Raw genomic sequence first — 26391 nt, forward strand, 5'->3', positions numbered from 1 at the left:
TTCCCGCTTATCGTTCTCCAATCGGCAGGTACACTTGATGCAATGGTCCTGTGTATTCTGCGCGCGGGCGAATAATGCGGTTATTCTCGTATTGCTCCAGAATATGAGCTGTCCAACCGGACATACGGCTAATCGCGAAGATTGGCGTGAACAGGTCTCGCGGAATACCCAGCATCGTGTAAACGGAAGCGGAATAGAAGTCAACATTCGGCTTTAAGCCCTTCTGACCTGTTACAAGCTCCTCAATTCGAGTGCTCATGTAGTACAGATCCAGATTGTTGTTCATCTTGCCCAGTTCCTCGGACATCTTCTGCAGATGCTTAGCACGTGGATCTCCATTCTTGTATACTCGATGACCAAAGCCCATAATCTTCTCTTTATTGTCGAGCTTAGCTTGGATATAATCATCCACGTTGCTGCTGGATCCGATATCGTCAAGCATAATCATTACAGCTTCGTTCGCGCCGCCATGCAATGGGCCTTTAAGTGTACCGATTGCTGAAGTAATACCGGAATAGATATCAGACAATGTCGCTACAGTTACGCGCGCAGAGAATGTAGAAGCATTCAATTCATGATCAGCATGCAGAACAAGCGCTTTATCCATCGCTTCGAACGAGCTTGCAGACGGCTCTTCACCGTTCAGCATGTAGAGGAAGTTCCATGCGAGCGATTGCCCCTTACGTGGTGCGATTGGCTCTTTGCCTTGGCGGATTCGACCATAAGCAGCAACGATCGATCCGATTTGTGCTTGGAGTTTGATGGCTTTATTCAGATTCGCTTCAGGTGTCATATCGTTAGCTGTTTCGTCATACAGAGCGAGAGCGGATACTGCGGACCGCAGTACAGCCATAGTATTAGAATCTGCTGGGAACAGCTTCAATTGCTCGATGATAGAAGAAGGCAATGTTGCATATTCATCCAGCTTGGCACGCAGGTCTGACAGCTCCTCTTGAGTTGGAAGCTTACCATACCATAATAAATAAATGACTTCTTCGAAAGTAGCGTTCTCTGCTAAATCATCGATGTTATATCCGCGATACGTCAACACGCCATCGATAATGGAGCTGATCGATGAAGCTGCCGCAACAATACCTTCTAATCCCTTTGTTGCTGTCATGCATTCCCTCTCCTTTGCACATATGTTCAACTTTTCGATGATCAAATATCCGATATTACCTTTTTCGAGTCCAATCTAGAAAATAAAGCACTTAAATATTTCTATACTAAATCATAATGGATTTAGTCGATACTGTGAACGCTTTCTGCACAAAATCTGGATAGAAATGCTTTATCACTCAGACAAGAAATTATTATTTTTAATCTCCTTAACAACATTATTTCAAAATTAATATATTTAGAGATGAATAACAAGGAAATAAGTGGATTTAATATGTAAAGGTTGTAAGCGCACACAAATTCTTTTTTTCTCAAATGATACTCACAATAATGCGCATGTCCGTTATAGCGAGCTGCATAGAATAGGAATTAACTCGTCCATGATTACGATCAAGCTGAAAAATGACATAAATATGAAGGTGAAAAATCTGAAGGAGGCGGATACGCTCGTGGATCATCCCTTTCTGATGAGGTTATGGCGGGGCTTTTGGGTCATTGCGGCTGCCGTCTCGATCTTTATTGCCAGCTGTTATATCCTGCCGCTCGTCTATCCGTTTCTGTTCGCATGGTTTATAGCCACGCTTCTGAATCCAATAGTCAATGGCATGCAGCGAATGCTCAAGTTTCCAAGATGGTCGAGCGTGACGGTTGCCTTATCTGTGTTCACTGCCTCCATGCTGACGATTGCGGCAGCGGTCATTACTCGGATTATTAAAGAGATCATTACACTAAGCCTATCTATTCAACAATACTTAGACATATGGAGTGAATTGTTCATTCATTTGGTAGAGAAGGAAGAAGTACAGTCCTTTATTCAGACGATCAATGCTTTATATAAAGATAATCCGAATATCCAAGATACCATCAACAGCAATATTTCCAAAACGACAGAAACCGTGACCAGTACGATCGCAGATTGGATCACTCGCTTCCTCAATGGAATCGTTGGTATTCTATCAAGCCTGCCTAATATCGCTACGATAGCCGTCGTCGTCATCCTTGCCGCATTCTTCATCAGCAAGGACTGGAAACAATGGCTTGAGATCCTGACTCGAATCTTATCTGAGCAGTTTCGCAGACCGATTCGCACGATCTGGGGCGACCTGAAGAAGGCGCTGTTCGGATACTTGCGCGCGCAATTTATTATGATTTCCATTACGGCTGTTGTGGTCATCATTGGACTTATAATTTTGAAGGTGCAGTATGCGGTTACGATTGGTCTTCTGATTGGACTCGTTGATTTGCTGCCCTATCTTGGAGTAGGCTTCGCGATGGTGCCTTGGATTGTGTATCAATTGACAATTGGTGATGCATCTCTCGGTATCGGTTTAAGTATCTTATATACCATCGTGTTAGTAGCGCGGCAAATCATCGAACCGAAGGTACTCGCTTCCAGTGTAGGTCTGGATCCGCTCGTTACACTGTTTGCCATGTTTGTGGGGCTTAAGTTGTTTGGGGTATTAGGATTAATCATTGGACCCGTCTCCGTAGTATTGATGACCGCAGTCCATCGCGCTCACGTCTTCCATGATCTTCGCAATTATATTATGACGGGAAGGCGATAGCTTGGGCTTTACTCCTCCAGGAGTGTTGGCGTTGACAGTAAACTGTGAATATTAAAAAAGCAACCCGGAGTTACCTCCAGATTGCTGTCATTGTCCTGTGCTCTCGACCAATCGTACACCGCTCGTTAGAAGCGACGGAAAGTAATCCCTTGACCGTTCTTCATCTTCTTCTCGATCCACTTCAAGAGATAATGGCGATAGATCGGTCTTGTCAGCGGGAATACCAATGTAAATCCGATGACATCGGAGAAAAAGCCCGGCGTCAGCAGCATGATGCCGCCGATCATAATACAGAGCCCGTCGATCATCGTGCGGCCAGGAATCTGTCCAGCCTGCATCTGAGAGTTTGCTGACTGCCACACCTGCTTGAATTCATGTCTTGCAATGATAGCGCCGATTACACCTGTTAATAAAATTAACAGCAGCGTATTCCATATCCCCACCCAGTCACTAACCATCATGAAGCCTGTAACTTCAATTGCTGGAACGAGAACGAGAACTAATAATACCCATATCATAAATGTCCACCTTTCCATCAGCCCTGATCGGCATCGAATCTGTGCTTACTTCTCACTAACTCCAATTCGCTGCAACATTGACCATACTTCAGGCTGCTCACGATCGATTCGCACCGGTCTCCAATTGGCGCTGCTAACCCACGCGTGCGAAGTACCGCCTTCCACTAGCATTTCCCCAACCGGTTGGTTAACCCAGCCATGAGTATGAAGCTTCTCAACCTGAGACTCATCTATACGGCACACAACGGATTGAAATGCCATCCGTATCGGGGCCAATGAGCCTAATCGGGTATAGATCACGACTAGATCATCATACTTGGCGGGACGCTTATATGCAACATTCAAGCCTGTAACCGGAAACAGCAAGCCTTGAGCTTCGAGCTCTCTATATTCGATGCCAAGAGCTCTTATCCATTCAGTACGTCCAACTTCAAACCAGGTTACATAATTGCCGTGAAAGACAACATCCATGCGGTCTGTCTCTTGATAGCGCACACGGATAACATGCCCATACCAGGGAGTTTCTTCAGAAGGCTCTGAGCTCCATACAATCGATTGTTCCATGTGCTTATCTTCTCCTTTGCGTTCCTTAGAAAGGTATATGGATACAACAAGAGCAATGGCTGCTTTCCCATTGCTCTTGTTGGTCATGCTATTCGTTTAGGATCAAACGTTGCGATTAGTTGCAGCTAGATCCGATTCGAGTTACTTTAACGAGGTTAGTTGAACCCGCGCAGCCTACTGGAACACCTGCTGTGATGACAACGAGGTCGCCATTGGATACGAGGCCTGTGTTAATTCCGCCTTCGAGCGCGATATCAAACATTTGATCCGTTGTTGTTGCGATTTCGCCTTTAACTGGGTAAGCTCCCCATACAAGCGAAATGCGGCGCATAATCTTCTCGGAAGATGTAACCGCGATGATCGGTGCTTTCGGACGGTATTTGGATACCATACGAGCTGTGTAGCCTGTTTGAGTCGAGCTGATAATTGCTTTTGCGTCCAGATCAAGCGCAGAGTTCGCAACAGCTTGGCTGATTGCATCCGTAACTGTTACTTGCTGCTTGGAGCTTTGACGATTCAAGATCTCGCGATAATCCAGAGCAGATTCAGCTTTCTCAGCGATGCGGGACATTGTCAAAACGGATTCAACTGGATATTTACCAGCAGCCGTTTCGCCGGACAACATGATTGCATCTGTACCGTCGAAGATCGCATTTGCAACGTCGCTCGCTTCAGCGCGAGTCGGACGAGGGTTGCGCTGCATCGAATCAAGCATTTGAGTTGCAGTAATGACTGGCTTACCAGCCAAGTTACATTTTTCGATCATGCGCTTCTGCACGAGCGGTACATCTTCAGCAGGGATCTCAACGCCGAGGTCACCACGAGCAACCATCAAGCCGTCGGAGACTTCAAGAATCTCGTCGAGGTTCTCAACGCCTTCATGGTTCTCAATCTTCGAGATGATCTGAATATCAGCATTATGCTCTTCAAGGAGCTTGCGAATTTCCATGACGTCGCTTGCTTTACGTACGAAAGATGCAGCGATAAAATCAAGGCCTTGCTCGATAGCGAAACGAATATCGTTAGCGTCCTTCTCTGTAATACCTGGCAGAGAAATGCTCACACCTGGAACGTTAACTCCTTTACGGCTCTTGATTGTGCCGCCGTTAACAATCTTACACTTGATCTCAGTTCTATCAATACCTACTACAGTCAAGCCAATCAAACCGTCATCGATCAAAATAGTGGATCCTACTTCGACATCGCTCGGCAGATCTTTATATGTAACCGAGATGCGGTGCTTGTCTCCTAAAATTTCTTCAGTTGTTAGTGTCAAGAATTCATCTTGAACCAACTCAATCGGCTCTTCAGCCAAAACACCTGTACGGATCTCTGGACCCTTAGTATCAAGCAAAATGGCAACAGTCTTGTTCAGTTCCTTGCTAGCTTGGCGGATGTTAACGATACGCTTGCCGTGTTCTTCATAATCACCATGAGAAAAGTTCAAGCGAGCTACATTCATCCCAGCCAAAATAAGCTGTTTCAATTTGTCCAAGGATTCACTTGCAGGACCAATGGTACATACAATTTTCGTTTTGCGCATTCAGGGTTTCCTCCAATTGTTAGGCTCTCTAATGTCTCTAAAAATCAAAAAACTCATGGTACTTCAACTATCTAATTTACTATATTAATTTGCATTTGTATATGAGGATCATCATACTTATAAGTTTTACCAGCAAAACAAGCTTTATGTTTGACAACTTTTAGATCATATTGACGTTTTGAACTTCCCAATCTTCCGGAATTTGTCATAACGATCCTCACGAAGCTCATCAGCTGTCATCGGCATTAGCTCCGCCAGATGCTTAATAAGCGCCTTCTTGATCTCTTCTGAAGCGGCCGGCACATCCTTATGCGCACCGCCTCGCGGCTCAGGAATAACTTCCTCTACGATCTCCATCTCAAGAAGATCATTTCCGGTAATCTTCATGGCTTCAGCCGCTTGATCCGCCTTCGACGCATCCTTCCACAAGATCGAAGCTGCGCCATTCGGAGAAATAACGGAATAGATCGCATTCTCCAGCATCAGCACGCGGTTGCCTACACCAAGCGCAAGCGCTCCGCCGCTGCCGCCTTCGCCGATCACGACACAGATAACAGGGACGCCTAGCATCGCCATATCGCGCAGATTACGCGCGATCGCTTCTGCTTGACCTCGCTCCTCCGCCGTATTGCCGGGATAAGCACCCTTCGTATCGATAAATGTAATGATCGGACGGCCAAACTTGTCAGCCTGTTGCATCAATCTCATCGCTTTGCGGAAGCCCTCTGGGTGAGGACTGCCGAAGAATCGCGCGATGTTGTCCTTTGTATCTTTCCCTCGTTGATGACCAATAACCGTAACAGGGACACCGCCTAAACGAGCTATGCCGCCTACAATGGCAAGATCATCGCCAAATAAACGGTCGCCATGCAGCTCGACGAAATCAGTGAACACATGAGATATGAAATCAAGCGTCGTCGGACGCTGTTGATGACGAGCCAGGTGCATCTTCTGCGAAGGAGTAATATTCGTGTAGATTTCCTCTGCCAGTCGCTTATAGCGTTCCTCCAAACGGTTGATTTCTTCAGAAAAATCGATATTTTTCTCTTCACCAAACCGTTTAAGCTCCGCAATCTTCGCTTTCAGCTCTTTCAAAGGCTGCTCAAAGGGCAACTCAACCGCCATCCACAATCTCTCCTTTCACCGTATGCAGATCGATCAGTTTCGTCAGCGTTTGACGCATATCCTTGCGCGGCACGACGAGATCAATCTGTCCGTGCTTCAGGTTGAAGTCTGCTGTCTGGAATTCATCCGGCAGCTTCTGACGAATCGTCTGTTCGATAACGATTCGACCAGCAAAGCCTATTACAGCTCCGGGCTCGGCAATAATAATATCGCCCAGCATCGCAAAGCTCGCAGATACGCCGCCCATTGTCGGATCGGTAAATACGGATATATACAAACCGCCGTTATCATGAAATTTGGCAAGGGCTGCGCTAGTCTTCGCCATCTGCATGAGACTTAGAATACTTTCTTGCATACGAGCTCCGCCTGAAGTAGAGAATATAATGAGCGGATACTGCTTCTGCATCGCAGTCTCGATAGCCCGAGTAATCTTCTCGCCCACTGCGGACCCCATGCTTCCGCTGAAGAAATCAAAGCTCATCACAGCAATGACGACTGGGAAGCCACCGATTGTGCCTTCACCCGTGATCACGGCTTCTTTGAGACCTGACTTGGCGGCCTGCTGTTCTAATTTCTTAGCGTAACCCGGAAAGTCCAAGGGATCTTCCGATACAATGTCTGCGTCATATTCAAAGATACGCCCATCATCGAGTGTCATTTGCACACGTTCAAACGCGTTCAAGCGCATATGATGCCCACAATTCGAGCATACCTTTAAGTTCTTTTCCAGTTCTTTATGATATTGGATCGTGCCGCACTTCGCGCACTTATTCATCAAGCCCTCTGGAATCTCTCGCTTAGGAAGATTTGGAGTATTAGCATCATCACGCACGGATGGAACCGTTGCATACTTTTTCTTTTTTTGAAATAAGTCTTTTAACACCCGTTACACCTCTTTGAGCGTGATTTTTCTGCAGCCGCTAGGAGTAATTCAACTACTCTTCATCTCTGCGGGCAGCTTGTCCGTTTACAGACAACAAAAAGCGGCTGGCTGAACAATCTCAACGTTCAACAATCAGCCGTACTACGCATGCAAGATCGAGTTAAGCACTTCTTGAACTTCCTCTACTTCACCTGAAGGCACCAGCACTTCAAACTGCTGCTTAGACATATGAATTGGACGGACTCTTACCATAAAGCCCTCTTCCGTCAATCTGGTGTGAATCCTCTCTGCAATTTTGGCAGTCGGAGCGATGTAGATAACTGTCCACATTCGCGTTTGACCTCCCTAATGTCCCAATAGAACGTGTGTATAATGTCACTATGATAACATAATTTCCATTTTGATCGCAACCAAACACCATGCAGATATGCTTAGGAAACGTTACCCTCTATTGGATGAATAACACTGAGATATCTCAACTTTAAATTGTAGATTCAGAAGTATAAGTGTTTGCCTTTTTATCCTGATGAGCTATTCGTGAAGACGCCGCTGCCGCTATTCCCGCTACTAGATCATCGAGAAAGACATGCACTTGCTGCTTGTTATTGTTCAGTTCACTCAGGATGCCCATCTTGGTTTTATCCAAATAGCCGAAGCTTGTCAAACCGATCATTCCATACATGCTTGTTATGCCAAGGGCTAATGTTTCGTCAACACCGTACAAGGACTCATCCGCTTCCAGCATCGACTGCAACGGCTCGGGCAGCTTCTTCTGCTCTGCCATCAGATCAAGCGCTATTCCTGTGAATAAGGTATATTGGACCTCTCGTTTCTGCAGAACCGCCTTGACACTGTCGAGACACTGATCCAATTGCAATGTGGAGTTATACGGCAGCTGCAGCTCCAATACGATTTCCGCAATAGCGGAGAGAGACACGCCGCGCTGTTCCAGCCATCTTATCGCAACATCATAGGTCAAAGGCATTCCCTCCCCTCTTCCTGCAGGCGAGACCTTGTCTCGCCAAAACAGGTGTAAATAAGTGTATGCAGGAAGCTTGGGAAAGGTGAATGCAATTTGGTCGATCGAGGTGAAATAATTGCTGATCCCGCGCTACTTCACGCGGACAGCGCCTTCGCCGCAGATCGCTTCAATCCGCCGGAACAATTCCGGTGAAGGCTTGACCGAATAGGTATCGGAGAGCGCGCGAAGCTGCTGCTCGCGCTCGTAGAAGAGCACGGTCGCAAGCGGCCCAGGATGCGCTTGAATGAGCGCCTTCAGCTCATTCAGAAGCTCCGCACGCTCGCGGTCCGCCGCGATCTTGATGTAGACGCGCTGCCGGGCGGCGGGCTTGCGCTCGCCCGCGCGAGCGGACGCCGGCGCCTCGGCTTGAGGCGCTGGGCGTCGCGGTGCGGCGCTCGGGGATGGCGAAGCCTCCCGAGCGGCGGGGCGCGCCTCGCGGCGGGCTGTGCCGCCGCCGATGCCGATGCCAGCACCGCCAACGGCATCGCCGCGGCGCCTTCCGCGCGATCGCTTAGCCAGATGCGCGATCGCGCGCGGCTCCAGCGGCGCCACCTCATGGGCCAGCAGCTTGAAGCCTTCGTCCTGCTGCTGGACCTTCGCATGCACCGCCACCAGCGCGCCTTTCGCTACCAGCGGCTTCGCGCGCCGCCATACTTCCGGAAACAGCACGACTTCCGTTCGCTCGATCCGGTCCTCAAGCTCGATGAACGCCATCGGCTTGCCTTTCTTCGTCATGATGACACGTTCCGACACAACCATGCCCGCGACCACACAATCGCTCTCATCGGGTGCCTCATGCAGGTCGACGATGCGATCCGCATCGCTCTTCTCCAGCAGCTCCGCATAATCATCGAGCGGATGGCCGGACAAGTACATGCCGAGCAGCTCGCGCTCCAGCTCCAGCTGCTGCGCCATCGTAAAGGGCTGCACATTCGGCGGCTCGATCGTCCAGTTGTTCACTTCTACGAAGTTGAACAGCTGAATCTGCAGATCTTCCCGCTCCTTGCGCCACTTCGCCGCTGTATCGAGCGTCTCATCCAGCATGGCCAGCAGCTGCGCTCGATGACCTGGCAGCGTGTCGAATGCTCCCGCCTGGATCAGCGATTCAATCACGCGGCGGTTGCACACCCGCAGATCTACACGCTTGCAGAAATCCAGCATATCCTTATACGGCTCATTCTGGCGTTCCTTGATGATGCTGTCGATCGCGAGCGTCCCCACATTCTTGATCGCGGCTAAGCCGAAGCGAATCGCGCCATCGCCTGGCGTAAAGGTCAGCTCGCTCTTATTAATATCAGGCGGCAGAACAGGAATCGCCCCGCGCCTGCAATCTTCGATGTATTCCGCCGTCTTGCGATGATTGCCCATGTTCGCTGTTAGCATCGATGCCATGAACTCAGTCGGATAGTGAGTCTTCAAGTATGCGGTCTGGAACGCAAGCACTGCATAAGCCGCCGCATGCGCTCTTGGGAAACCGTAATCCGCAAATCGCACGATCATGTCGTACACGCGACTCGCATCCTCTTCCGCATAGCCCTGCTTGCAGCTTCCTTCAACAAAGTGCTTTCGCTCCTGATCCAGCACTTCCCGCTTCTTCTTCGATACCGCGCGGCGCAGCAGGTCCGCTTCACCAAGCCGGAATCCCGCCATGAGTGAAGCAATCTGCATGATCTGCTCTTGATACACGATAATGCCATACGTATCCTTCAAGATCGGTTCCAGATCAGGGTGCGGGTACTCTACAGGCTTCCTGCCATGCTTGCTGTCGATATAGTTCGGGATAAATTCCATCGGACCCGGTCGGTACAACGCCAGCACCGAGATAATCTCTTCGAACTCAGTCGGCTTCATCTCGCGCAGCACCCGTCGAACGCCCGCAGACTCCAATTGAAATAATCCTGTCGTATCACCGCGTCCAAGCAGCTCATAGGTGCTTGGGTCACGATCATCAATCCGATCCAGATCTACCGCAGCACCTTCACGTAGCTTGATCCACGCCTGCGTTCGCTCAATAATCGACAGCGTGCGCAAGCCGAGAAAGTCCATCTTGAGCATCCCGATGGATTCCAGATGCTCCATGGAATACTGCGTCAGCGGTGTATGCTCTGTCCCCGCCTGCAGCGGCACATAATGTGTCAGCGGCTCAGGACTGATCACAACGCCCGCCGCATGTGTAGAGGCGTGACGAGGCATCCCTTCCACCTTGATCGCCATATCCAGCAGCTCGCGAATCCGCATATCCTTCGCCTGCCATTCCACAAGATCCGGACTCGCCTTAAGCGCGCCCTCCAGTGTCATTCCCAACTGGTGCGGAATCAGCTTCGCTGTCTTATCGGTATCATTGTACGGTACATTCAGCACTCGCCCCACATCACGCACAGCCGCGCGAGCTGCCATCGTTCCAAAAGTAATGATCTGCGCCACATGATCTTGACCGTACTTATCAACGACGTAGCTGATCACCTCATCACGGCGCTCGTCGTTGAAGTCGATATCGATATCCGGCATCGTTACCCGCTCCGGATTCAGGAACCTTTCGAAGATCAGCTTATACTTCAACGGATCCACATTCGTAATCTTCAGCGTATACGCGACCAAGCTTCCCGCTGAAGAGCCCCGCCCTGGACCTGTCATAATGCCAAGCTCATGCGCTCGGCGTATAAAGTCCCATACGATTAAGAAATAATCGGCAAAGCCCATCTGATTAATCGTCGCCAGCTCAAAGTTCATGCGCTCCACAGCATGACGCCGAAATTCTTCATCCGTCCATTCGCTCAATGCCCCGTATCGATCCGCGAGCCCCTGCTCACAGAGCTGACGCAAATACTCCCCCGCATCCAGCCCATCAGGAATCGGCTTAAATGCCGGCAGAACCGAATGGCCAAACTCCAGCTCCACTTGGCACATATCCGCAATTCGCACCGAATTCTCCAACGCCTCCGGAACATGCGCAAACAACGCCGTCATCTCATCCGCGCTCTTAAAGTACAGCTGATCCGTTCCGAAGCGCAGCCTGCCTTCCTCTTCAACCGTCTTCCCTGTGCCGATGCATATCAGCACATCTTGAACCGCGGCATCGGATTGCTCCATATAGTGCACATCGTTTGTACACACTAACGGTATATTCAGTTCCTTGGACAGCTCAATCAGTCCGATGTTCACCTTCTTCTGTTCTGGAAGCCCGTGATCCTGAAGCTCCAGGTAGAAGCCTTCCTTGAATATATCCGCATAGCGCAGCGCGGCTTCTCGCGCTTCTTCGATTCTATCGTTCAGCACATGCTGCGACACCTCACTGCCCAGACATGCGCTCGTTGCAATAATCCCCTCTGAATAAGTCCGCAGCGTATCCATATCCACACGAGGTTTATAATGAAAGCCTTCCAGATGGCCTATACTCGATAATTTCATCAGGTTCCGATAGCCCTGCATATTCTTGGCGAGCAGGATCAAGTGGTAGATCGGCTGATCCTTGCGTGATCCTTTATCATGAAGCGAGCCCGTCGTTACATAAGCCTCCATCCCGAGGATTGGCTTAATTCCATGCTTTATACAAGCTTTATAAAACGCAATCGTACCATACATGACGCCATGATCGGTCAAAGCGAGCGCCTTCATTCCATACTGAGCAGCCTTCGCAGTCAGCGCTTCTATTCGTGCAGCCCCGTCCAATAAGCTGTATTCACTATGCACGTGCAAATGAACAAACTGATTCATGTGTCCCCTCCGTTCAGACCGAACATACTTTCGTTTTTTAATTGTATCATATTTTGAACTATAAATCCTATATATGTACAAGGGGAAGATTGTCCTATCCCTGCTCCTGCGCAGGTTAGAAAGAGAGGTGACGTGAATGGGAACATTTCTGTCCAAGGCTATATTGGATTTCTGCATTGCACTGGGGGTTGTGCTGGGAGGCTCGCTGCTGGCCGGAATTGCAAGCGTCATCGCTCTGCAGCCGCCTGCGGAAACGATGCGTCAAGTAGCTGATCATATTAAGATATGGGCGATCGTCGTCGCGGTAGGAGGTACAATTGATCCGCTGCGTGTGATCGAATCAAACTTTCTCAGCGGTGAGCTTAATCCTATATTCAGGCAGCTGATGTACATACTCGTTTCCTTTATGGGGGCGCATCTCGGTACTGAGCTTATTCAGTGGATCGCTAGATCAAGGGGGTGAAGCATATGAATCCTCGTGTCTGGATCCGCGATATAGCCATCATTCTAACGGGAATGATCGTAGGCGCCGCCGTATATCAGGCCGTTATGCTGCATCAGATCGATGAGCTGACGATGCGCAATCTCGAGCTTCAGGACCGTCTAAACCATTTTCAGGCTGAAAATGAAGACCTCCTCCGCTATAAGAATCGCTCAACCATCATTAAGAGCATATCCATCCATATCTATGAAACTGGCAGCGATAACAAGCTCCCGCAATCCGATGAACATGAGCTTCGCAAGCGGCTTCTTCAGGATCTGGCAGGATTGAAAGGTCGCAACGTGTTCCAGATCGATGAATACGAGAAGCTGGTAGAAGGCTTGTTAACACGCAAGATATATCTCGATATAAATGAACACAGCTATGCTGTCTCGCTCAGAACGATGCTTGTCATGGAAGGTGTACTGCATGTATGGGTCGATGTCAAAGGTCATATTCCTTCACCGGCGATAACCCCTAACCCTGAAGGTTAGATTCAATCAAACCTATTGTCCAATTTCATAAATATGGTAATATATAGGCAGTCATATGACAGGAAGGGGCCCTCATACCATCATGGAAATTCTGCAGCAGGCTTTAATCGTCTTGATCTGCATCGCATCGATCAGCTCATTGTTCTTCAGCATTCGTTCCAGACGCTCTACCGATATGAGACTGCGCGGCTTGTTCGGTGCTCGCACCAATATCAGCATGGGTGCTATGCTCATCTTTATGGCGCTCGTTCAGATGGTCATGTTCACCGGTTCATCGATTCGAGTCATCGTAGGATCAGTTCTGCTCTGTATCGGATTGTTCAATTTATTCGTAGGCCTACGCAACCATGGCTATTTCTCACGTCTGCAGCAATAATACATCGTTTCTACTAAAGCTCATAGAAGCTGCAAAAGGAGGGGTCTCCCCCTCCTTCTTCATGCTCTTAATCGTAATCTATGGATTGGGCCGTCATCATTGCTTTGGCCACTAGCTGATCTTGGCGCTTTAATTCCATCTCGAGCTTGCAGAATTTGCGGCTCATCTCGATAAAACGCGGATGAATCGTTACGATCTCCTCGATCTGGATAGGTCTTACAAAGTAAGTCGTAACGTTCTCCATAATATGATCATGGACGCGAACGTCCTTAACAGACTTGAGTGCCGCGTTGGTCATGATGGAGGTAATGATGCCGTCGGACACGGCGCCAAGCGCATTTACCATCTGGGGTGTGATGACACCTTGGAAGTACAGCTTCCCATCTTCATCCCGCATCTCCTGGAACCCGTTCCAGATCAAGTCCTCAAACGTTTCGCCAAGCTGAGGCTCCTTGCGCGCGTCGCGCATCGCCATCAGCACTTCAGCGCGCGTAATGATTCCCATTAGCTTGCGATTGCGATCAACAACCGGCAGAACCTCGATGCCTTCCCACACCATCGTGTGCGCGGCTGACGCCAAGGTAGTGGATAGCGATACGGTGATTGGATGACGCGTATACAGCTTCTCAAGCGTCTGCTCTGGCATCGTGCCCATGATATCTTTATAAGTAATCATGCCCATAACGCGGTTCCACTCGTCTACGATGGGGAAACGATCCTGTCCGGTTTGCTCTCGCAGCTGCTCGAATTGGAGCACCGTACTGTTCGCTTTCATGACAAACGTTTGTGTCTTAGGCTGCACAATATCTTCTACGAGCATAATCTTCTTCTTGATCAGTCGATCGAATAATGCGCGGTTGATCATCGAAGCGACAGTAAAGGTGTCGTATTTCGAACTGATGATAGGCAGATCTAGAGAATCTGCAAGCATCTTCACTTCTCTGCTTGTGCTGAATCCGCCCGTGATCAACACACCTGCTCCGTGCTGCAGCGCCATTCGATGCGCATCTTCACGATTACCGACGATAAGCAGGCTGCCCGCATCAATATATCGGACCATGGCGTCCAGCTTCATCGCTCCGATAACATATTTATTCAGCGTCTTGACCAATCCACGGGCTCCGCCCAGCACATGGCCTTCCACGATATCGACAACCTCGGAAAATGTCAGGTGGTCTGACAGGTTGCGCGGCTTCTTCTCCACACGGACTGTCCCGATTCTTTCCTTCGTAATGACAAGTCCGCTGCCCTCAGCTTCTTTGACTGCCCGATAAGCGGTCCCTTCACTTACTCCTAGCTGCTTGGCAAGCTTGCGAACCGAGATCTTTGTACCTGGTTTTAACTGTTCGATGTGATGCAGCAATTGTTCATGCTTCGTTAAGGTTGCATCATTAAAATCCATCTGTTGCACCCCTCTTGTTCAAACTGTATTTATCTGTTATTAGTTTATCATAATTGGTTCTACACGCGCAAAAAACATTCGTGACTTGCGATCTGCCCGAATACGCTTCCCATCGCGGTGATCTCTCAACCTTCTATATATGCGGCTTTACGGTATAACAGTTTTTGCATATCGAGGATTGAATATGATTCAATAAACGAAAAACAGCAGTCTAGAGTATCTCCAGACTACTGTTCTTTAACATCCAATATAAGACAGCGACTCCCTACTGCGAATCTCCGCCCATAACTTGCTTCTCCATCATCCGATAGCGTTCAGCCTTGACGCGACGGAGCTTCTCTTCGGTAACTTCGTCAACACCTAACAATCGATATAGATGCGCGCCGATGATCAATACTGCGAATGCTGCCCATACAAGGCCGAACACGGAAGCAAGCGAAATGCCTTCACGCAGCGGTATAGTTGGCAGCGCGATGAATAGCATCGTCAGCACAACGACGATCGAGGCCACCGATACGAGGCGGCTGACGCCGCGGCGGCGTTTGTTCATGCCTGAATTAGCGCTCATACTCCTCACACATCCTCTCCTATAGCATCGCCTGCGAGCTTCATGGTCTTGTCCGCATATCGACATGAACAGCATGCCGCAGGTCAACTTTACTTTCATTGTATGAAGCATATAGGACGAGTATGACAGCCGCACATAGCAAAGGCTGGCCTCGATAATCTCGAAGCCAGCCCACAATTCGATTGGCTCAGCTTATTGATACAAGTGGCTGAGCGAATCAGATACAATCTTATTTACATCCTGAATAAGTTGGCCTAGACGGCGTTCCGCGTCAAACAGCTTCGCGATTGAAGGATTAAGCGTGATGACTTGATACATCTGCTCCATCTTCTCCATCTCATCTTGAGCCGGCATCTCGCCAGTCATCATCTTCTGCTGGAGCTCCGCTTGGCGAACTCGGAAATCTTCAAACATGCGCTTAGTGTCCGCGTCTGCCGCGATTTCTTTCATCGCCGCTTCAACAGTGTTAGCTTCTTCCGATTGCTGCAATGCTTTTGCCAGTTCATGTGCCTTATCGTGTACGTTAGTCATTTCCATCTTCCTTCCTCTAATAACGGCGGTTTGAATCCACCGCCACTCTTGTATCCTAATATCTTAACGGATATCCAGCGCATTGTCGAATACAATGCTTTCTGCTCGCCCGCAAGAAATGAAGAATGTTCGGGCTCTCCAGTTAAACGCCCGCTATTTTTGCTAAATGGGTCAATCACCAAGGATAATATGTCCTCATATGATGAATTATCGTATGCGGTTTAATGGTATCCATGAACCCGCTTCTGAAGCAGGCAGGTTCACAAGTTGTTGGAAGGAGTACCAACATGTTGAATACGAAAATGACACTCCAGACGATTCAGTCCGGTCTAATTCGCGATGATGTGATCATGTTGGGCGAGGCATTTATGAGGCAGTGGAAACTGCCGGCTAATCATAAAATCCACATGCGCTTCGGATCGCATAAGCAGCAGGTAACAGTCGTTCCTATTCCTCGAACTGACGGCATACGTATCAGTCAGTCGCTCACCCGCAAGCTAGGTCTCATTCCCGGCAACCCACTGCGTGCGGTCTATAAGTCGGGAACCTTGACACTGGGTCCTCTGATCGGAGTTCTTATCAGTCGGGATGAACCGGACCAACCTGATAAACCGTTCGGCTCCATCACGATGTTCTGCAAAGAACTGGTAGATGCAAGCAGAGTGCAGGGTGCGATGGTATGTTTCTTTACACCTGAACATATCGAGGGCTCTATGTCTCAACTCAAGGCATGGGTTTACAGCTCGAGCGGCTGGCAACAGACGATACTGCCAATTCCAGATGTCATCAACAACCGGCTCCTATCTCGAAAGAGTGAGAATCAAGCTAATGTGCAGCATTTTATGAAGGAATTGAAGACCCGGTATAATGCTCACATCTTCAACGAAAAATTCCTGGATAAGACCGAAGTGTTCGACGCCTTAAGCAACGATCTCAGTCTAGCACGCTACTTGCCCGAATCTCACCTTCTTCGCAACTTTAACACCTTAAAGACGATGTGCGTTCGTTACCCCACGGTATTCCTCAAGCCAGTCAGGGGGAGTCTTGGCAAAGGGATCATTCGGATCTCGCGACTTAACGATACTTCTTATCAAGCGCTGTACACCACCGTAAATGGCACCAGGCGACAATCCTTCACGAGCTTAACCAAACTGTACTCTAGCCTTTCCACAAAGATGAAAACAAATCGCTACCAGCTTCAGCAAGGGCTTACTCTAATGGAGAACGCTGGGCGTCCCGTAGACTTTCGAGCATTAGTTCAGAAAAATGCAACCGGCAAATGGACGCTGACCTCCATCGTAGCGCGCACTGCCAGTGTACAGCATTTCGTGTCTAACTTGGCTCGCGGCGGAACGCTCAGCACAGTGAAGGACGCGATTTCGAAATCGAACCTGACCATTTCCGCCCGTCAAGACATCTTTTACCGTCTGCAGCAAGCTGCGTTGGACATTGCTCGGGGGATTGAGTCTAATATCCCTTTCCACTTCGGTGAATTAGGCATAGATCTTGCTGTTGACAGCAGCGGGCATATCTGGCTGCTCGAGGTAAATTCTAAGCCTTCCAAGAATGACAACACACCGCTTAAAGAACAAAAGATACGCCCATCTGTACGCAAGTTGATCGACTACTGCCGTTATTTATCCGGATTCTAGAAGGAGGTGGAGTTCTATGAGCCTGATGAAAGATCAGCAGGAAACCTTGGGAGTGCTGCAGAACACCTCCACGAGTTCGCCTCCTTTCTCAGAAGCAGCTTACTGCCGCAAGCTATGCCTGGCTGGGCAGAAGCATCGAGTAGCAGTGGTCGTATTTTCACCTGAATGGATGAATAGCCGCACCAATACGGTTAAAGGCTATACGCTCGACAGCGGGAGATGGGTCTGCGGTGAGCATAAGCTGCCGCGGCTCGTTTATGATCGAATGACCTATACCAATGAAACGCAGTTCGGTAAATGCAGAAACGCCATCACTCATATGAAGCGCCAAGGTGTAACCTGGCTCGGTATCGGTCTGCGCGGCAAGTGGGATCTGTATCGATCTTTATCTCAAGCGGAAGCGCTGAAGCCTATTCTACCGCCTACCTCGCTGTATGAAGGACCGAGGCAGCTTGCGGACTTTATTAATCAGCACCATGGCGGCGTATTCTTAAAGCCGCATGGCGGAAGCCAAGGCCGTTCCGTGATATATATCCAGCGAGTCTCATCATCGGCTCATAGCTCTTCATCTTCAGAAGGCGGTATATGTATCAAGATTAATGGCCGCAACGCCAACAATGAGCCGTTCATTCGTGATTTCACACACCCCGGCGAAGCATTAAAATGGATTCATCAATTTATCCATCAGCGGAAGTATGTAATGCAGCCTTATTTAACGCTATACAGCCTAAAAAACGAGCCGTTCGATATTCGTGTGCTCATGCAAAAAAATGAGCATGGCCGCTGGTCGCAAACGGGCATGGCCGCTCGTGTTGGTTCGACGACCAGCGTGACGTCCAACCTGCACGGCGGCGGCCATGCGTTCCGGGCAGACGCATTTCTGGAGGAGCAGTATGGCCATTCAGAAGCACAGCGCCTACTAGAACAGATTGAACGTTACAGCGAGTACATTCCGACAGCCATTGAAGAACGTCACGGCCGATTGATCGAGCTCGGTCTCGATTACGGCATCGACCGCGATAGACGGCTATGGCTGCTTGAAGCCAATTCCAAGCCGGGAAGATCTGTCTTTACCCAGACCGGCGATCGCGAAGCTTCGACCCTTGCCGTGGAAATGCCCATCCTCTACGCACGGTACGTATGGGTTCGACATCTTAGGAGGGTCTGTCCATGAGTTTGACGGTATGTAACGTCCATTTGACGCCAAATTCCGAAAAGATGGTTTATGTATCCCAAACGCTGCTCAAACAGCTGAACCTCGCGGGAAAGCGTTCTGCCAGGCTTCGACTTGGGACTGCAAGCATCCCCGTGCGAGTTAAGCCGATCAAGAAAGCGGGTAAGCATCTATTCATTACTTCTGGCGTTAGGCATTCCTTTCGAATACCGAAGTCAGGCAGTGTATATGTATTGAATGAGAACGAAGGCGATCTGCAGATTGGGCCCTTGATCGGTATTCTCTCAGACGGTGGGCTTCGCTCTTCATCAAACCCCTTCGGGAGCCGTACGTCATTTATTAAACAGATATTGCGGGAAGGCAATAAGAAAGCATACGTGTATGCCTTTTCTCCGCGAGATATTAATTGGCAGAATGAAACTGTGTTTGCCTATTTCTTGGGCGATTCCGGCGAATGGGTTCGCCGTACTGTTCCACTGCCAGATGTCATATACAACAGACTCCCCAGCCGCAAAGCAGAGACGTCTCATTCCATCAACAGCTTGCGGGAACGCTTCATACGCAGAAAGATTCCGTTCTTTAACTGGAGCTTCTTCAATAAATCTGATGTTTATGCCTTGTTAGAAGATGAATTGCGAGCCAACACCTTCGTGCCGGAATCCATTATGAATCCAACTCCTGAGACCATTAAGGATATGCTGGATCGGCATCAATTCGTATATTATAAGCCATCGGCCGGAAGCCTTGGCATCGGCATCTATCGCCTGACCTATCTGCCGAAGAAAGGCTACTTTGCCCGATACACGAACAATGGCAAGAACGTCCTGCTGCGCTTCAAGCAGTACTCCAGCCTCATTCGTATGCTTCAAGAGAGACACGGTCGCAGCCTGCGCAGCTATGTTGTTCAGCAAGGCGTCCGTCTGATCGAGCTTGACGGCTGCCCTATCGATTTCCGTTTCCATATGCACAAGAACGGCGATGATCGCTGGGTCGTCGTCGGAATTGGTGCCAAGAAGGCTGGAAGGGGCAGCGTAACGACACATGTCAAGAACGGCGGACAGCTGATGACACCTAAGCAAGCATTGGAAAAAGCCTTCGGCGACCGCGCGGATGCGGTTCTGAATAACGCGAAGGAGATTGCGATCGAATTAGCTGAAGCGATTGAACGGAATCATCCTCATTTGCTTGGAGAACTCGGGTTCGATATCGGTATCGATCAGAATGAGAAGATCTGGATGTTTGAGGCGAATGCCAAACCTGGACGTTCCATCTTCAAGCACCCCTCTCTTAGGGGTGAAGGGCATTCATCTATTGAGCATATCTTGGATCACTGCCTATATCTAAGTAACTTCCGCAGGAGGGATATGCCTTGAATAGATCGATAATGAATAGATCGAATCAGCAGCCCTTGCCCATAGTTGCCATTCTGACGATTGATGACAACAAGGAATACTTCCGAGGAAATCGAGACAATTTCGCTGATATTATTACGACAGGCAATGAAATGGGATACACCGTATATATCGTGACGATAAAGGACTTGAAACTGAATTCCAAGCGCGTCATCGGCTACAGATATGACCCTGACAGCAACGTATGGCAGCAGGAATGGTTCCCGCTGCCTCAAGTTATCTACAATCGAATCCCGATGCGCGAGGATGAGATACAGCCTGCCGTACGCAACAAGTTAAATGAAATCCTTATTCACCCTCATATTCGCATGTACAATCCATTCTTTTTTAACAAACGGCATTTATTTGAATGGTTAAAGAAATCTCGTGCCACTCGCCAGTTCATCCCCAACACACAGCGGCTCTCCACCTCTTCCCACCTCAGCAAGATGCTTAATCGCCACTCCTACGTGTTCCTGAAGCCGGAATCAGGGAAGGCAGGCATGGGGATTATGACCGTCAAGCTCAATCCTACGAAGGCGTTGAAGTATCGCTTAAAGATCCAAGATAAGAAAGGAAGCATCTCCTACAAGTGCGCTTCCATCAGTAAGCTTTGGACGCGTGTTCGCAAGGAAGTCGGCGCTAACCCTTACATCGTGCAGCAAGGAATAACGCTTGCCTTGTTTAATCGTCGACCGTTCGACCTCCGCTTGCTTATTCAGAAGAACAGCAAGGGCATGTGGGACGTCACTGGAGTGGGCGCACGAGTTGCAGGCGAGTCCAGTATCACGACTCACGTCCCGCGTGGAGGCAGCATCGACGATCCGGAGAAGCTGCTTGTCTCGATCTTCGGCATTGAGCAAGCGAAGAAGATCATCGTTCGTGCGAAGAATGCCGCCCTGATCGCTGCTCGTCAAGTCGAACGGGGCTCAGGCCATCTGCATGGCGAGATGTCCATGGACCTTGGCGTTGATGCCAATGGAGGCATCTGGTTCTTCGAAGCGAATGCGAAGCCAATGAAATTCGATGAACCCCATATTCGAAAACGATCCTTGGAGCGCATATTCCAATATAGCACCTATCTAGCAAGGCCGAGCGGATAAGAAAAAGAAGGTGATCTCCATTGACTCAACCGATGCTTGGCATACTGACGCTATACTTGAATGAACAGAAGCAATTAGAGGAACGGTCCATCTACCAAAGGATGATAGCCGCCGGCAAGAGAATCGGCTTGAACGTATTTGTGTTCACGCCGCAGGATGTGAATGAGCAGTCCCGTCGCATATCTGGCCAGTTCTACAACTTCGATAACGCGCGATGGGTAAGAAAGTCGACTCCCTTCCCCGATATGATCTTCGATCGCTGCCGCCTGCAGAACAGCTACCGCTTCGAGCAATTGCGCCGATTCCGATCGAAACATCGCCATCTCGCTTTCCTGAACCGTCCGCTTCGCAATAAATGGATTATCTATCAAGCGCTGCAAGAGCTGCCTGACATTCAACAGCACCTGCCAAAGACGAAGCTGTACAGCTCGATATCGGACGTTGAACGGATGATGAAGACTGAGCCGATTATCTATCTTAAGCCGATCAACGGCACAGGCGGTCGAGGAATACTTCGCCTAGAGCGGCTGAAATCAACGAAGCTGCAGGTGTATGTTCAAGGTCGAGACCGCTATCGCCGCATCATTATCCCTCAGCGGATGACGTGGACGCAGCTCGCATTGAAGCTGGCATCGTGGAACGCCAAGGGACGCTACCTGTTCCAGCAAGGCATCGCGCTCAATCTCTCGAACGGACGGGTGCATGATTATCGCATGCTCGTGCAGAAGAACGGCGAAGGCCAGTGGGAAGTAACGGGCTGCGCCGGGCGGATTGGCGCTGCCAAGAGCATCACTTCTAACCTGCATGGCGGTGGAGAAGCGATAAAGATGAACACACTGCTTCGCCAGTGGGTCGGAAGCGAAGAGAAGATGCTGGCCGTGAAGGATACAGCGGGCCAGATCGGCATCAAGATCGCTTCTTTCTTAGAAGCGAAATACGGCGCTCTGCTGGAGCTCGCGCTCGATCTAGCCATCGAACGCAGCGGCAAGATATGGCTGCTCGAAGTGAATCCGAAGCCGTCGCGTGAAGTGTTCTCCCGTATCGGCGATCGTGAGACGTATCGGTTGGCCATATCGCGTCCAATGGAGTATGCGATGTGGTACTACAACAGCCACTTGGCTAAGGATAACGCCAAGCCGGAATCTAAACGGAAAGGGCGCAAGCAGGTTACAGCACCAGCAACAGCTGACGAAGCTCTAGCCGACATTCTGCAGGAGATCGAGATGACCGAAATCCCGCTCCTTACATCGGAGAGCACCCAGAAGGAACAGCGCGCGCCATCTGTGATGAAGCAAGGCAAACGCAACGGTACCGGCTCCAAAACCCGCTCTAACTCCAGCAAGCCTTACTTTCCATCTGCTGCGGGCAAGGCAGCCTCCTCTCGCAAGAATCAGCCTTTGACCCATCTAGAGCATGCGCATTCTAATGAGCTCATTGATGATTTAGAGCTAATAGGTCACCCCCCAGTTCCCGATGGCAGTAATATTCGAACTGAGCTGCTCATGGATGATACCGAAGCTTTAATCAAGTTGATTCAATCTACCTCTTCCACCGATTCAGATTAATAAATTGCTGTATAACTTACCGTAAAGCGGATAATGGCGTACGTATTCCATTGGGCTGCTGAGCATGAATTGGTCGGATATGAAATGAACACACCGGCCGTTATCGGTCATAAATTGGACGGTTATGTTAGCCAAGCGGACCGTGGATCCGCTATTCGAGCAAAACCCGCCTGAAATGGGGCGTCAGCTTACGAATAGCGTCTCCGGTGTCCGCTAGGCACAGCGTATGTCGCTCAATTGCTGCTATAACGGCTCTACGGTCCGCTACGCTATTCGTATCGCATGTTGCGGGTCAGCACTATATAGTAAAGAGGTAGTCTACAACGACTACCTCTTGCTTGTTATATAGTTAGGCTCCGCAGGAATCCGCATCATAAGGGATGATGTTGATTTACTATTCGATTAAGCTTGCGACTATTGCCGCTTATACCTCCTTAGGAGCTGCCACTCCTAAGAGATTGAGCCCCTGCTTCAACAGATCAGCGGCCGCTTTGACTAAGCCCAGCTTCACTTCACGTTCTCTTGATTCCAGGTTCATAATTCTCTCCTGGTGATAGAAGCGGTTGAACGTCTTAGCCGCCTCCAGCAGCATGCGCGCCACAATAGACGGCTCATTTACGCGCAGCGCCTCTGATAACGTACTCTCATAGGTACACAGCAGCTTCAAGCATGCCCATGCCTCAGAACCGTTCAGATATTTACCATCTGCTTCTTGGTAAGTTGTATCGATCGAGTCATCGCTCCATCCCGCCTTCTCCAGCAAACGGCTAGCTCTAGCATACGTATACTGCAGATAGGCCCCAGTCTCACCCTCGAAACGCAGCGCTTCATCCAAATTGAAATCGACGGTCAGCATTCGATTGTTCTTTAGATCGCCGAACACGATAGCTCCTACACCAACCGCCTCTGCGACTGCTCTCGGATCACTTGCATCAGGTCGGTTCGCTTGAACGATGTCGAGCGATTTGTTCACGGCTTCGTCCAGCACTTCGTTTAAGAATACGACCTGACCGCGGCGAGTCGACATCTTCTTGCCATTCATCGTCATCAGTCCAAATGGAATGTGCTCGCATGATGAAGCCCACTCATAGCCCATCTTGCGCAGTACTGCAAACACTTGCTTGAAATGCAGCTGCTGCTCTGCGCCGACGACGTACAGCAGCTTATCTGCCTTCAACACTTCCTTGCGGTATATCGCGGTCGCCAAATCGCGAGTCGGATAGATCGTCGTTCCGTCCGACTTCAAGATAAGACAAGGAGGCAAGCCTTCATTATCAAGGCGTACTACCATCGCTCCGTCACTTTCCTCCAGCAAGCCGGACTCTTCCAGACGCTGTACTACAGCCTGCATCTTATCGTTATAGAAGCTTTCACCAAGCACGTGATCGAACTCAACCTGGAGACGATCATATACACGATTGAACTCAACCATGCTCTCATCCACAAAATAGCGCCACAAGCGCAGCGTCTCCTCATCCCCCTGCTCCAGCTTACGGAACCATTCGCGTGCTTCTGTTTCCAGCTCCGGAGTCTGTTCCGCTTCTTCATGAAAGCGTACATAAAGCTTCAGGCTTTCCGTTATCGGCGATTGATGCAGCGCTTCGTCATCTCCCCAATGCTTATAAGCCGCTATCAGCTTGCCGAACTGCGTGCCCCAGTCGCCAAGGTGATTGATGCTGATCGGCTCATATCCTGCCGCGCGGTATATATTCATCAGCGCGTTGCCGATCATCGTCGAGCGCAGATGCCCGATTCCGAACGGCTTCGCAATGTTCGGTGCCGACATATCAATAACTACTCGCTGACCTTGGCCGATGGCCAGCTTGCCGAATGTCGGCGACAGCGCTCTATTCAGTAAGGCTGCGCTATGTCTCGCGGGATCAAATTTCAAGTTCACATAACCACCCGTGGCTTCGATATGAATCCCTTGCTGGCTGCCAGCCGCTTGAAGCTGTTCCGCAAGCTCTTTCGCTAGAATTGGCGGCGCTTGTCGTTTCATCTTCGCCAACGCGAAGCACGGAAAAGCCAGATCGCCCATCTCCGCCTTCGGCGGATGTTCGAGCAGAGCCTCAATCTCTGCTGTTGATAATTGAACTTGCATCTGAAGTAACTTCGCCGCTGTATGATGCAGCATATTAATTCCTCCTCTTATTTGCTATCCATGATCATAAAGACACAAAAAGCCCCCGTCTCATAAAGAGACGGAGGCTGGTATCCGCGGTGCCACTCTTGTTGAATATTCACAGGCATATGCTTATGCTGGAGAACATTCCACTTCATCTGGTAACGGCTAGTCCGGACTCCTCTATTTAACCCATTAGCATATCCACTAGCATTGCCACTAGCTGTGCCAGGTCCTTCAAGGAATCAACTTCCGGGTCCGGTTCCTTCACGCCTCCTCACCGGCTTCCACCACCCCGGCTCGCTGTTGACGGCTAATCGCAAAGTACTCTCCCGTTCATCGTATGTTTCATATTCAAAATTTCCATTATTATATCCTGCACACTGCGCAATTGCAACTTTCTCTCAAAAAATTCTAATCTAATCATACTTCAAGTTTCATCGTTCATGGTATGATAGAGTTAAATTCGATGCAAGGAGAGAATAAGCCATGAAAGTACGCATTATTACAGACAGCGCCATCGATCTTCCCATGTCTGAGATACAGGAATTAGGACTGACTGTTCTGCCTCTGATGGTGAGCATTAATGGAGAAGAGTACGAAGATGGTGTCACACTCCAGGCTAAAACGATGTTTGATGGCATGCGTAATGGAAATATATACAAGACTTCTCAAGTTCCAATTGAGAAATACCAACATACGTTTCAATCATCCGCTGAACAAGGTGAAGAGGTCATTTATATAGCCTTTTCTTCCGAATTGTCAGGTACATATGGATCTTCACTAATGGTATTGGATATCGTTCGCGAAGACTATCCTTCATTCGCCTGCGATATTATCAATTCAAAATGCGCTTCGATCGGCTACGGGCTTGTCGTACGCCAAGCTGCCTTATGGGCGAAAGCTGGCATGAAGCGCGAAGAGCTTGTTCGCAAGATTACTGAATTAGCGCTCTACATGGAACATGTCTTTACCGTAGACGATCTGGAATATCTATACCGAGGCGGACGCGTCAGCAAGACTTCCGCTGTGATCGGCGGTCTCTTGAATATCAAGCCTGTACTGGACGTTGAGGACGGCAAACTCATTCCGATCGAGAAGGTGCGTGGACGCAAGAAATCGATTCAGCGGCTTGCTGAATTGTTCGGCGAGCGCGGAAACACTGCGGATACGGAGCAGCTTATCGGTATCTCGCATGGCGACGATCTCGAAGCAGTCGAAGCCTTGAAGTCGCTCTTAATTGAAAAGTACGGTATGAAGCACTTTATCGTGAGCTCAATCGGCTGTGCGATCGGTGCACATTCCGGCCCGGGCACACTGGCGTTGTTTTTCATCAATAAGCAATATCAAGAATAGTTGCCTGAGATAGATCATCTTATGAAATACGCAAAAGAACCTTCAAAACCACGTTTTGATATGCTCCCATCATAGTAGACAGTAGAAAAAACAAGAACTTCTACTGCTACAATGATGGGAGTTT

General features: G+C 49.4%; 24 protein-coding genes and 1 other annotated feature. Of the genes, 11 read left to right on the top strand and 13 right to left on the bottom strand.

Going from position 1 to position 26391, the window contains the following annotated elements; genetic code table 11:
- Window positions 1–7: 7 nt before the first annotated feature.
- Window positions 8–1120, bottom strand: coding sequence for a citrate synthase (gene citZ / locus ACXX53_RS01675; protein ID WP_458566861.1), 1113 nt, complete (start codon window positions 1118–1120; stop codon window positions 8–10).
- A gap of 448 nt (window positions 1121–1568) precedes the next feature.
- Between citZ and ytvI the strand changes: the two genes are divergently transcribed.
- Window positions 1569–2684: a sporulation integral membrane protein YtvI gene (ytvI, locus tag ACXX53_RS01680; RefSeq protein WP_458567650.1), complete on the top strand. Its 1116-nt coding sequence runs from the start codon at window positions 1569–1571 to the stop codon at window positions 2682–2684.
- A 125-nt stretch (window positions 2685–2809) separates the two neighbouring features.
- Here the strand turns inward: ytvI and ACXX53_RS01685 are convergent, their stop codons facing one another.
- The 8 genes from ACXX53_RS01685 to ACXX53_RS01720 form a co-directional block, all read right to left on the bottom strand.
- Window positions 2810–3202 carry an FxsA family protein gene (locus tag ACXX53_RS01685; RefSeq protein ID WP_458566862.1) on the bottom strand — a complete coding sequence of 131 codons (393 nt, stop codon included), beginning with the start codon at window positions 3200–3202 and terminating at the stop codon, window positions 2810–2812.
- Window positions 3203–3247: 45 nt separating this feature from the next.
- Window positions 3248–3766: an acyl-CoA thioesterase gene (locus tag ACXX53_RS01690; RefSeq protein WP_458566863.1), complete on the bottom strand. Its 519-nt coding sequence runs from the start codon at window positions 3764–3766 to the stop codon at window positions 3248–3250.
- A 115-nt stretch (window positions 3767–3881) separates the two neighbouring features.
- A complete protein-coding gene (pyk, locus tag ACXX53_RS01695; RefSeq protein WP_458566864.1) occupies window positions 3882–5309 on the bottom strand; it encodes a pyruvate kinase in 1428 nt (475 codons plus the stop codon).
- 165 nt (window positions 5310–5474) lie between these two features.
- Window positions 5475–6434 (bottom strand): acetyl-CoA carboxylase carboxyltransferase subunit alpha, encoded by a 960-nt coding sequence (locus tag ACXX53_RS01700; RefSeq protein WP_458566865.1) that lies wholly within the window; start codon window positions 6432–6434, stop codon window positions 5475–5477.
- Window positions 6424–7317: an acetyl-CoA carboxylase, carboxyltransferase subunit beta gene (gene accD / locus ACXX53_RS01705; protein WP_458566866.1), complete on the bottom strand. Its 894-nt coding sequence runs from the start codon at window positions 7315–7317 to the stop codon at window positions 6424–6426. The genes ACXX53_RS01700 and accD overlap by 11 nt, the downstream gene beginning before the upstream one ends.
- A gap of 141 nt (window positions 7318–7458) precedes the next feature.
- Window positions 7459–7647: a glutamate decarboxylase gene (locus ACXX53_RS01710; RefSeq protein ID WP_458566867.1), complete on the bottom strand. Its 189-nt coding sequence runs from the start codon at window positions 7645–7647 to the stop codon at window positions 7459–7461.
- 151 nt (window positions 7648–7798) lie between these two features.
- Complete coding sequence (locus tag ACXX53_RS01715) at window positions 7799–8296, bottom strand: phosphatidylglycerophosphatase A family protein (protein WP_458566868.1); 498 nt, start codon at window positions 8294–8296, stop codon at window positions 7799–7801.
- A 132-nt stretch (window positions 8297–8428) separates the two neighbouring features.
- Complete coding sequence (locus ACXX53_RS01720; protein ID WP_458566869.1) at window positions 8429–12052, bottom strand: DNA polymerase III subunit alpha; 3624 nt, start codon at window positions 12050–12052, stop codon at window positions 8429–8431.
- Window positions 12053–12188: 136 nt separating this feature from the next.
- Between ACXX53_RS01720 and ACXX53_RS01725 the strand changes: the two genes are divergently transcribed.
- The 3 genes from ACXX53_RS01725 (at window position 12189) to ACXX53_RS01735 (ending at window position 13403) form a co-directional block, all read left to right on the top strand.
- Window positions 12189–12515, top strand: a complete 327-nt coding sequence (locus tag ACXX53_RS01725) for a YtrH family sporulation protein (protein WP_458566870.1) — start codon at window positions 12189–12191, stop codon at window positions 12513–12515.
- Between the two features lie 5 nt (window positions 12516–12520).
- On the top strand, window positions 12521–13027 hold the full coding sequence (locus ACXX53_RS01730) for a hypothetical protein (protein ID WP_458566871.1): 507 nt from the start codon (window positions 12521–12523) through the stop codon (window positions 13025–13027).
- Window positions 13028–13109: 82 nt separating this feature from the next.
- Window positions 13110–13403 (top strand): YtpI family protein, encoded by a 294-nt coding sequence (locus ACXX53_RS01735; RefSeq protein ID WP_458566872.1) that lies wholly within the window; start codon window positions 13110–13112, stop codon window positions 13401–13403.
- A gap of 67 nt (window positions 13404–13470) precedes the next feature.
- On the opposite strand, the gene ACXX53_RS01740 is transcribed toward ACXX53_RS01735, so the two are convergent.
- From ACXX53_RS01740 to ACXX53_RS01750, 3 genes are all read right to left on the bottom strand, one after another.
- Window positions 13471–14805: a DRTGG domain-containing protein gene (locus tag ACXX53_RS01740; protein WP_458566873.1), complete on the bottom strand. Its 1335-nt coding sequence runs from the start codon at window positions 14803–14805 to the stop codon at window positions 13471–13473.
- A gap of 265 nt (window positions 14806–15070) precedes the next feature.
- Window positions 15071–15373, bottom strand: coding sequence for a hypothetical protein (locus tag ACXX53_RS01745; protein ID WP_458566874.1), 303 nt, complete (start codon window positions 15371–15373; stop codon window positions 15071–15073).
- Between the two features lie 192 nt (window positions 15374–15565).
- Complete coding sequence (locus ACXX53_RS01750; RefSeq protein ID WP_458567651.1) at window positions 15566–15904, bottom strand: YlbF family regulator; 339 nt, start codon at window positions 15902–15904, stop codon at window positions 15566–15568.
- Window positions 15905–16191: 287 nt separating this feature from the next.
- Here ACXX53_RS01750 and ACXX53_RS01755 point away from each other — a divergent pair, with 287 nt between their 5' ends.
- From ACXX53_RS01755 to ACXX53_RS01780, 6 genes are read left to right on the top strand one after another with little or no spacing between them, the layout of a single operon-like run.
- Window positions 16192–17556 (top strand): YheC/YheD family endospore coat-associated protein, encoded by a 1365-nt coding sequence (locus ACXX53_RS01755; RefSeq protein ID WP_458566875.1) that lies wholly within the window; start codon window positions 16192–16194, stop codon window positions 17554–17556.
- 16 nt (window positions 17557–17572) lie between these two features.
- On the top strand, window positions 17573–18730 hold the full coding sequence (locus ACXX53_RS01760) for a YheC/YheD family endospore coat-associated protein (RefSeq protein ID WP_458566876.1): 1158 nt from the start codon (window positions 17573–17575) through the stop codon (window positions 18728–18730).
- On the top strand, window positions 18727–20103 hold the full coding sequence (locus ACXX53_RS01765) for a YheC/YheD family endospore coat-associated protein (protein WP_458566877.1): 1377 nt from the start codon (window positions 18727–18729) through the stop codon (window positions 20101–20103). Before ACXX53_RS01760 ends, ACXX53_RS01765 begins: the two co-directional genes overlap by 4 nt.
- Before the next feature lie 11 nt (window positions 20104–20114).
- A complete protein-coding gene (locus ACXX53_RS01770; protein WP_458567652.1) occupies window positions 20115–21224 on the top strand; it encodes a YheC/YheD family endospore coat-associated protein in 1110 nt (369 codons plus the stop codon).
- A 20-nt stretch (window positions 21225–21244) separates the two neighbouring features.
- The gene (locus ACXX53_RS01775; RefSeq protein ID WP_458566878.1) at window positions 21245–22789 is read left to right on the top strand and encodes a YheC/YheD family endospore coat-associated protein; all 1545 of its coding nucleotides are present in this window, start codon (window positions 21245–21247) and stop codon (window positions 22787–22789) included.
- A 33-nt stretch (window positions 22790–22822) separates the two neighbouring features.
- Entirely contained in the window at window positions 22823–22963 is a 141-nt protein-coding gene (locus ACXX53_RS01780; RefSeq protein ID WP_458566879.1) for a hypothetical protein, read from the top strand.
- Window positions 22964–23213: 250 nt separating this feature from the next.
- Here the strand turns inward: ACXX53_RS01780 and argS are convergent, their stop codons facing one another.
- On the bottom strand, window positions 23214–24923 hold the full coding sequence (gene argS, locus ACXX53_RS01785) for an arginine--tRNA ligase (RefSeq protein WP_458566880.1): 1710 nt from the start codon (window positions 24921–24923) through the stop codon (window positions 23214–23216).
- A 60-nt stretch (window positions 24924–24983) separates the two neighbouring features.
- Window positions 24984–25260: a binding site (T-box leader), on the bottom strand.
- Window positions 25261–25400: 140 nt separating this feature from the next.
- Between argS and ACXX53_RS01790 the strand changes: the two genes are divergently transcribed.
- On the top strand, window positions 25401–26267 hold the full coding sequence (locus ACXX53_RS01790) for a DegV family protein (RefSeq protein ID WP_458566881.1): 867 nt from the start codon (window positions 25401–25403) through the stop codon (window positions 26265–26267).
- Window positions 26268–26391: the final 124 nt, after the last annotated feature.

The sequence above is a fragment of the Paenibacillus marinisediminis genome, assembly GCF_054343325.1.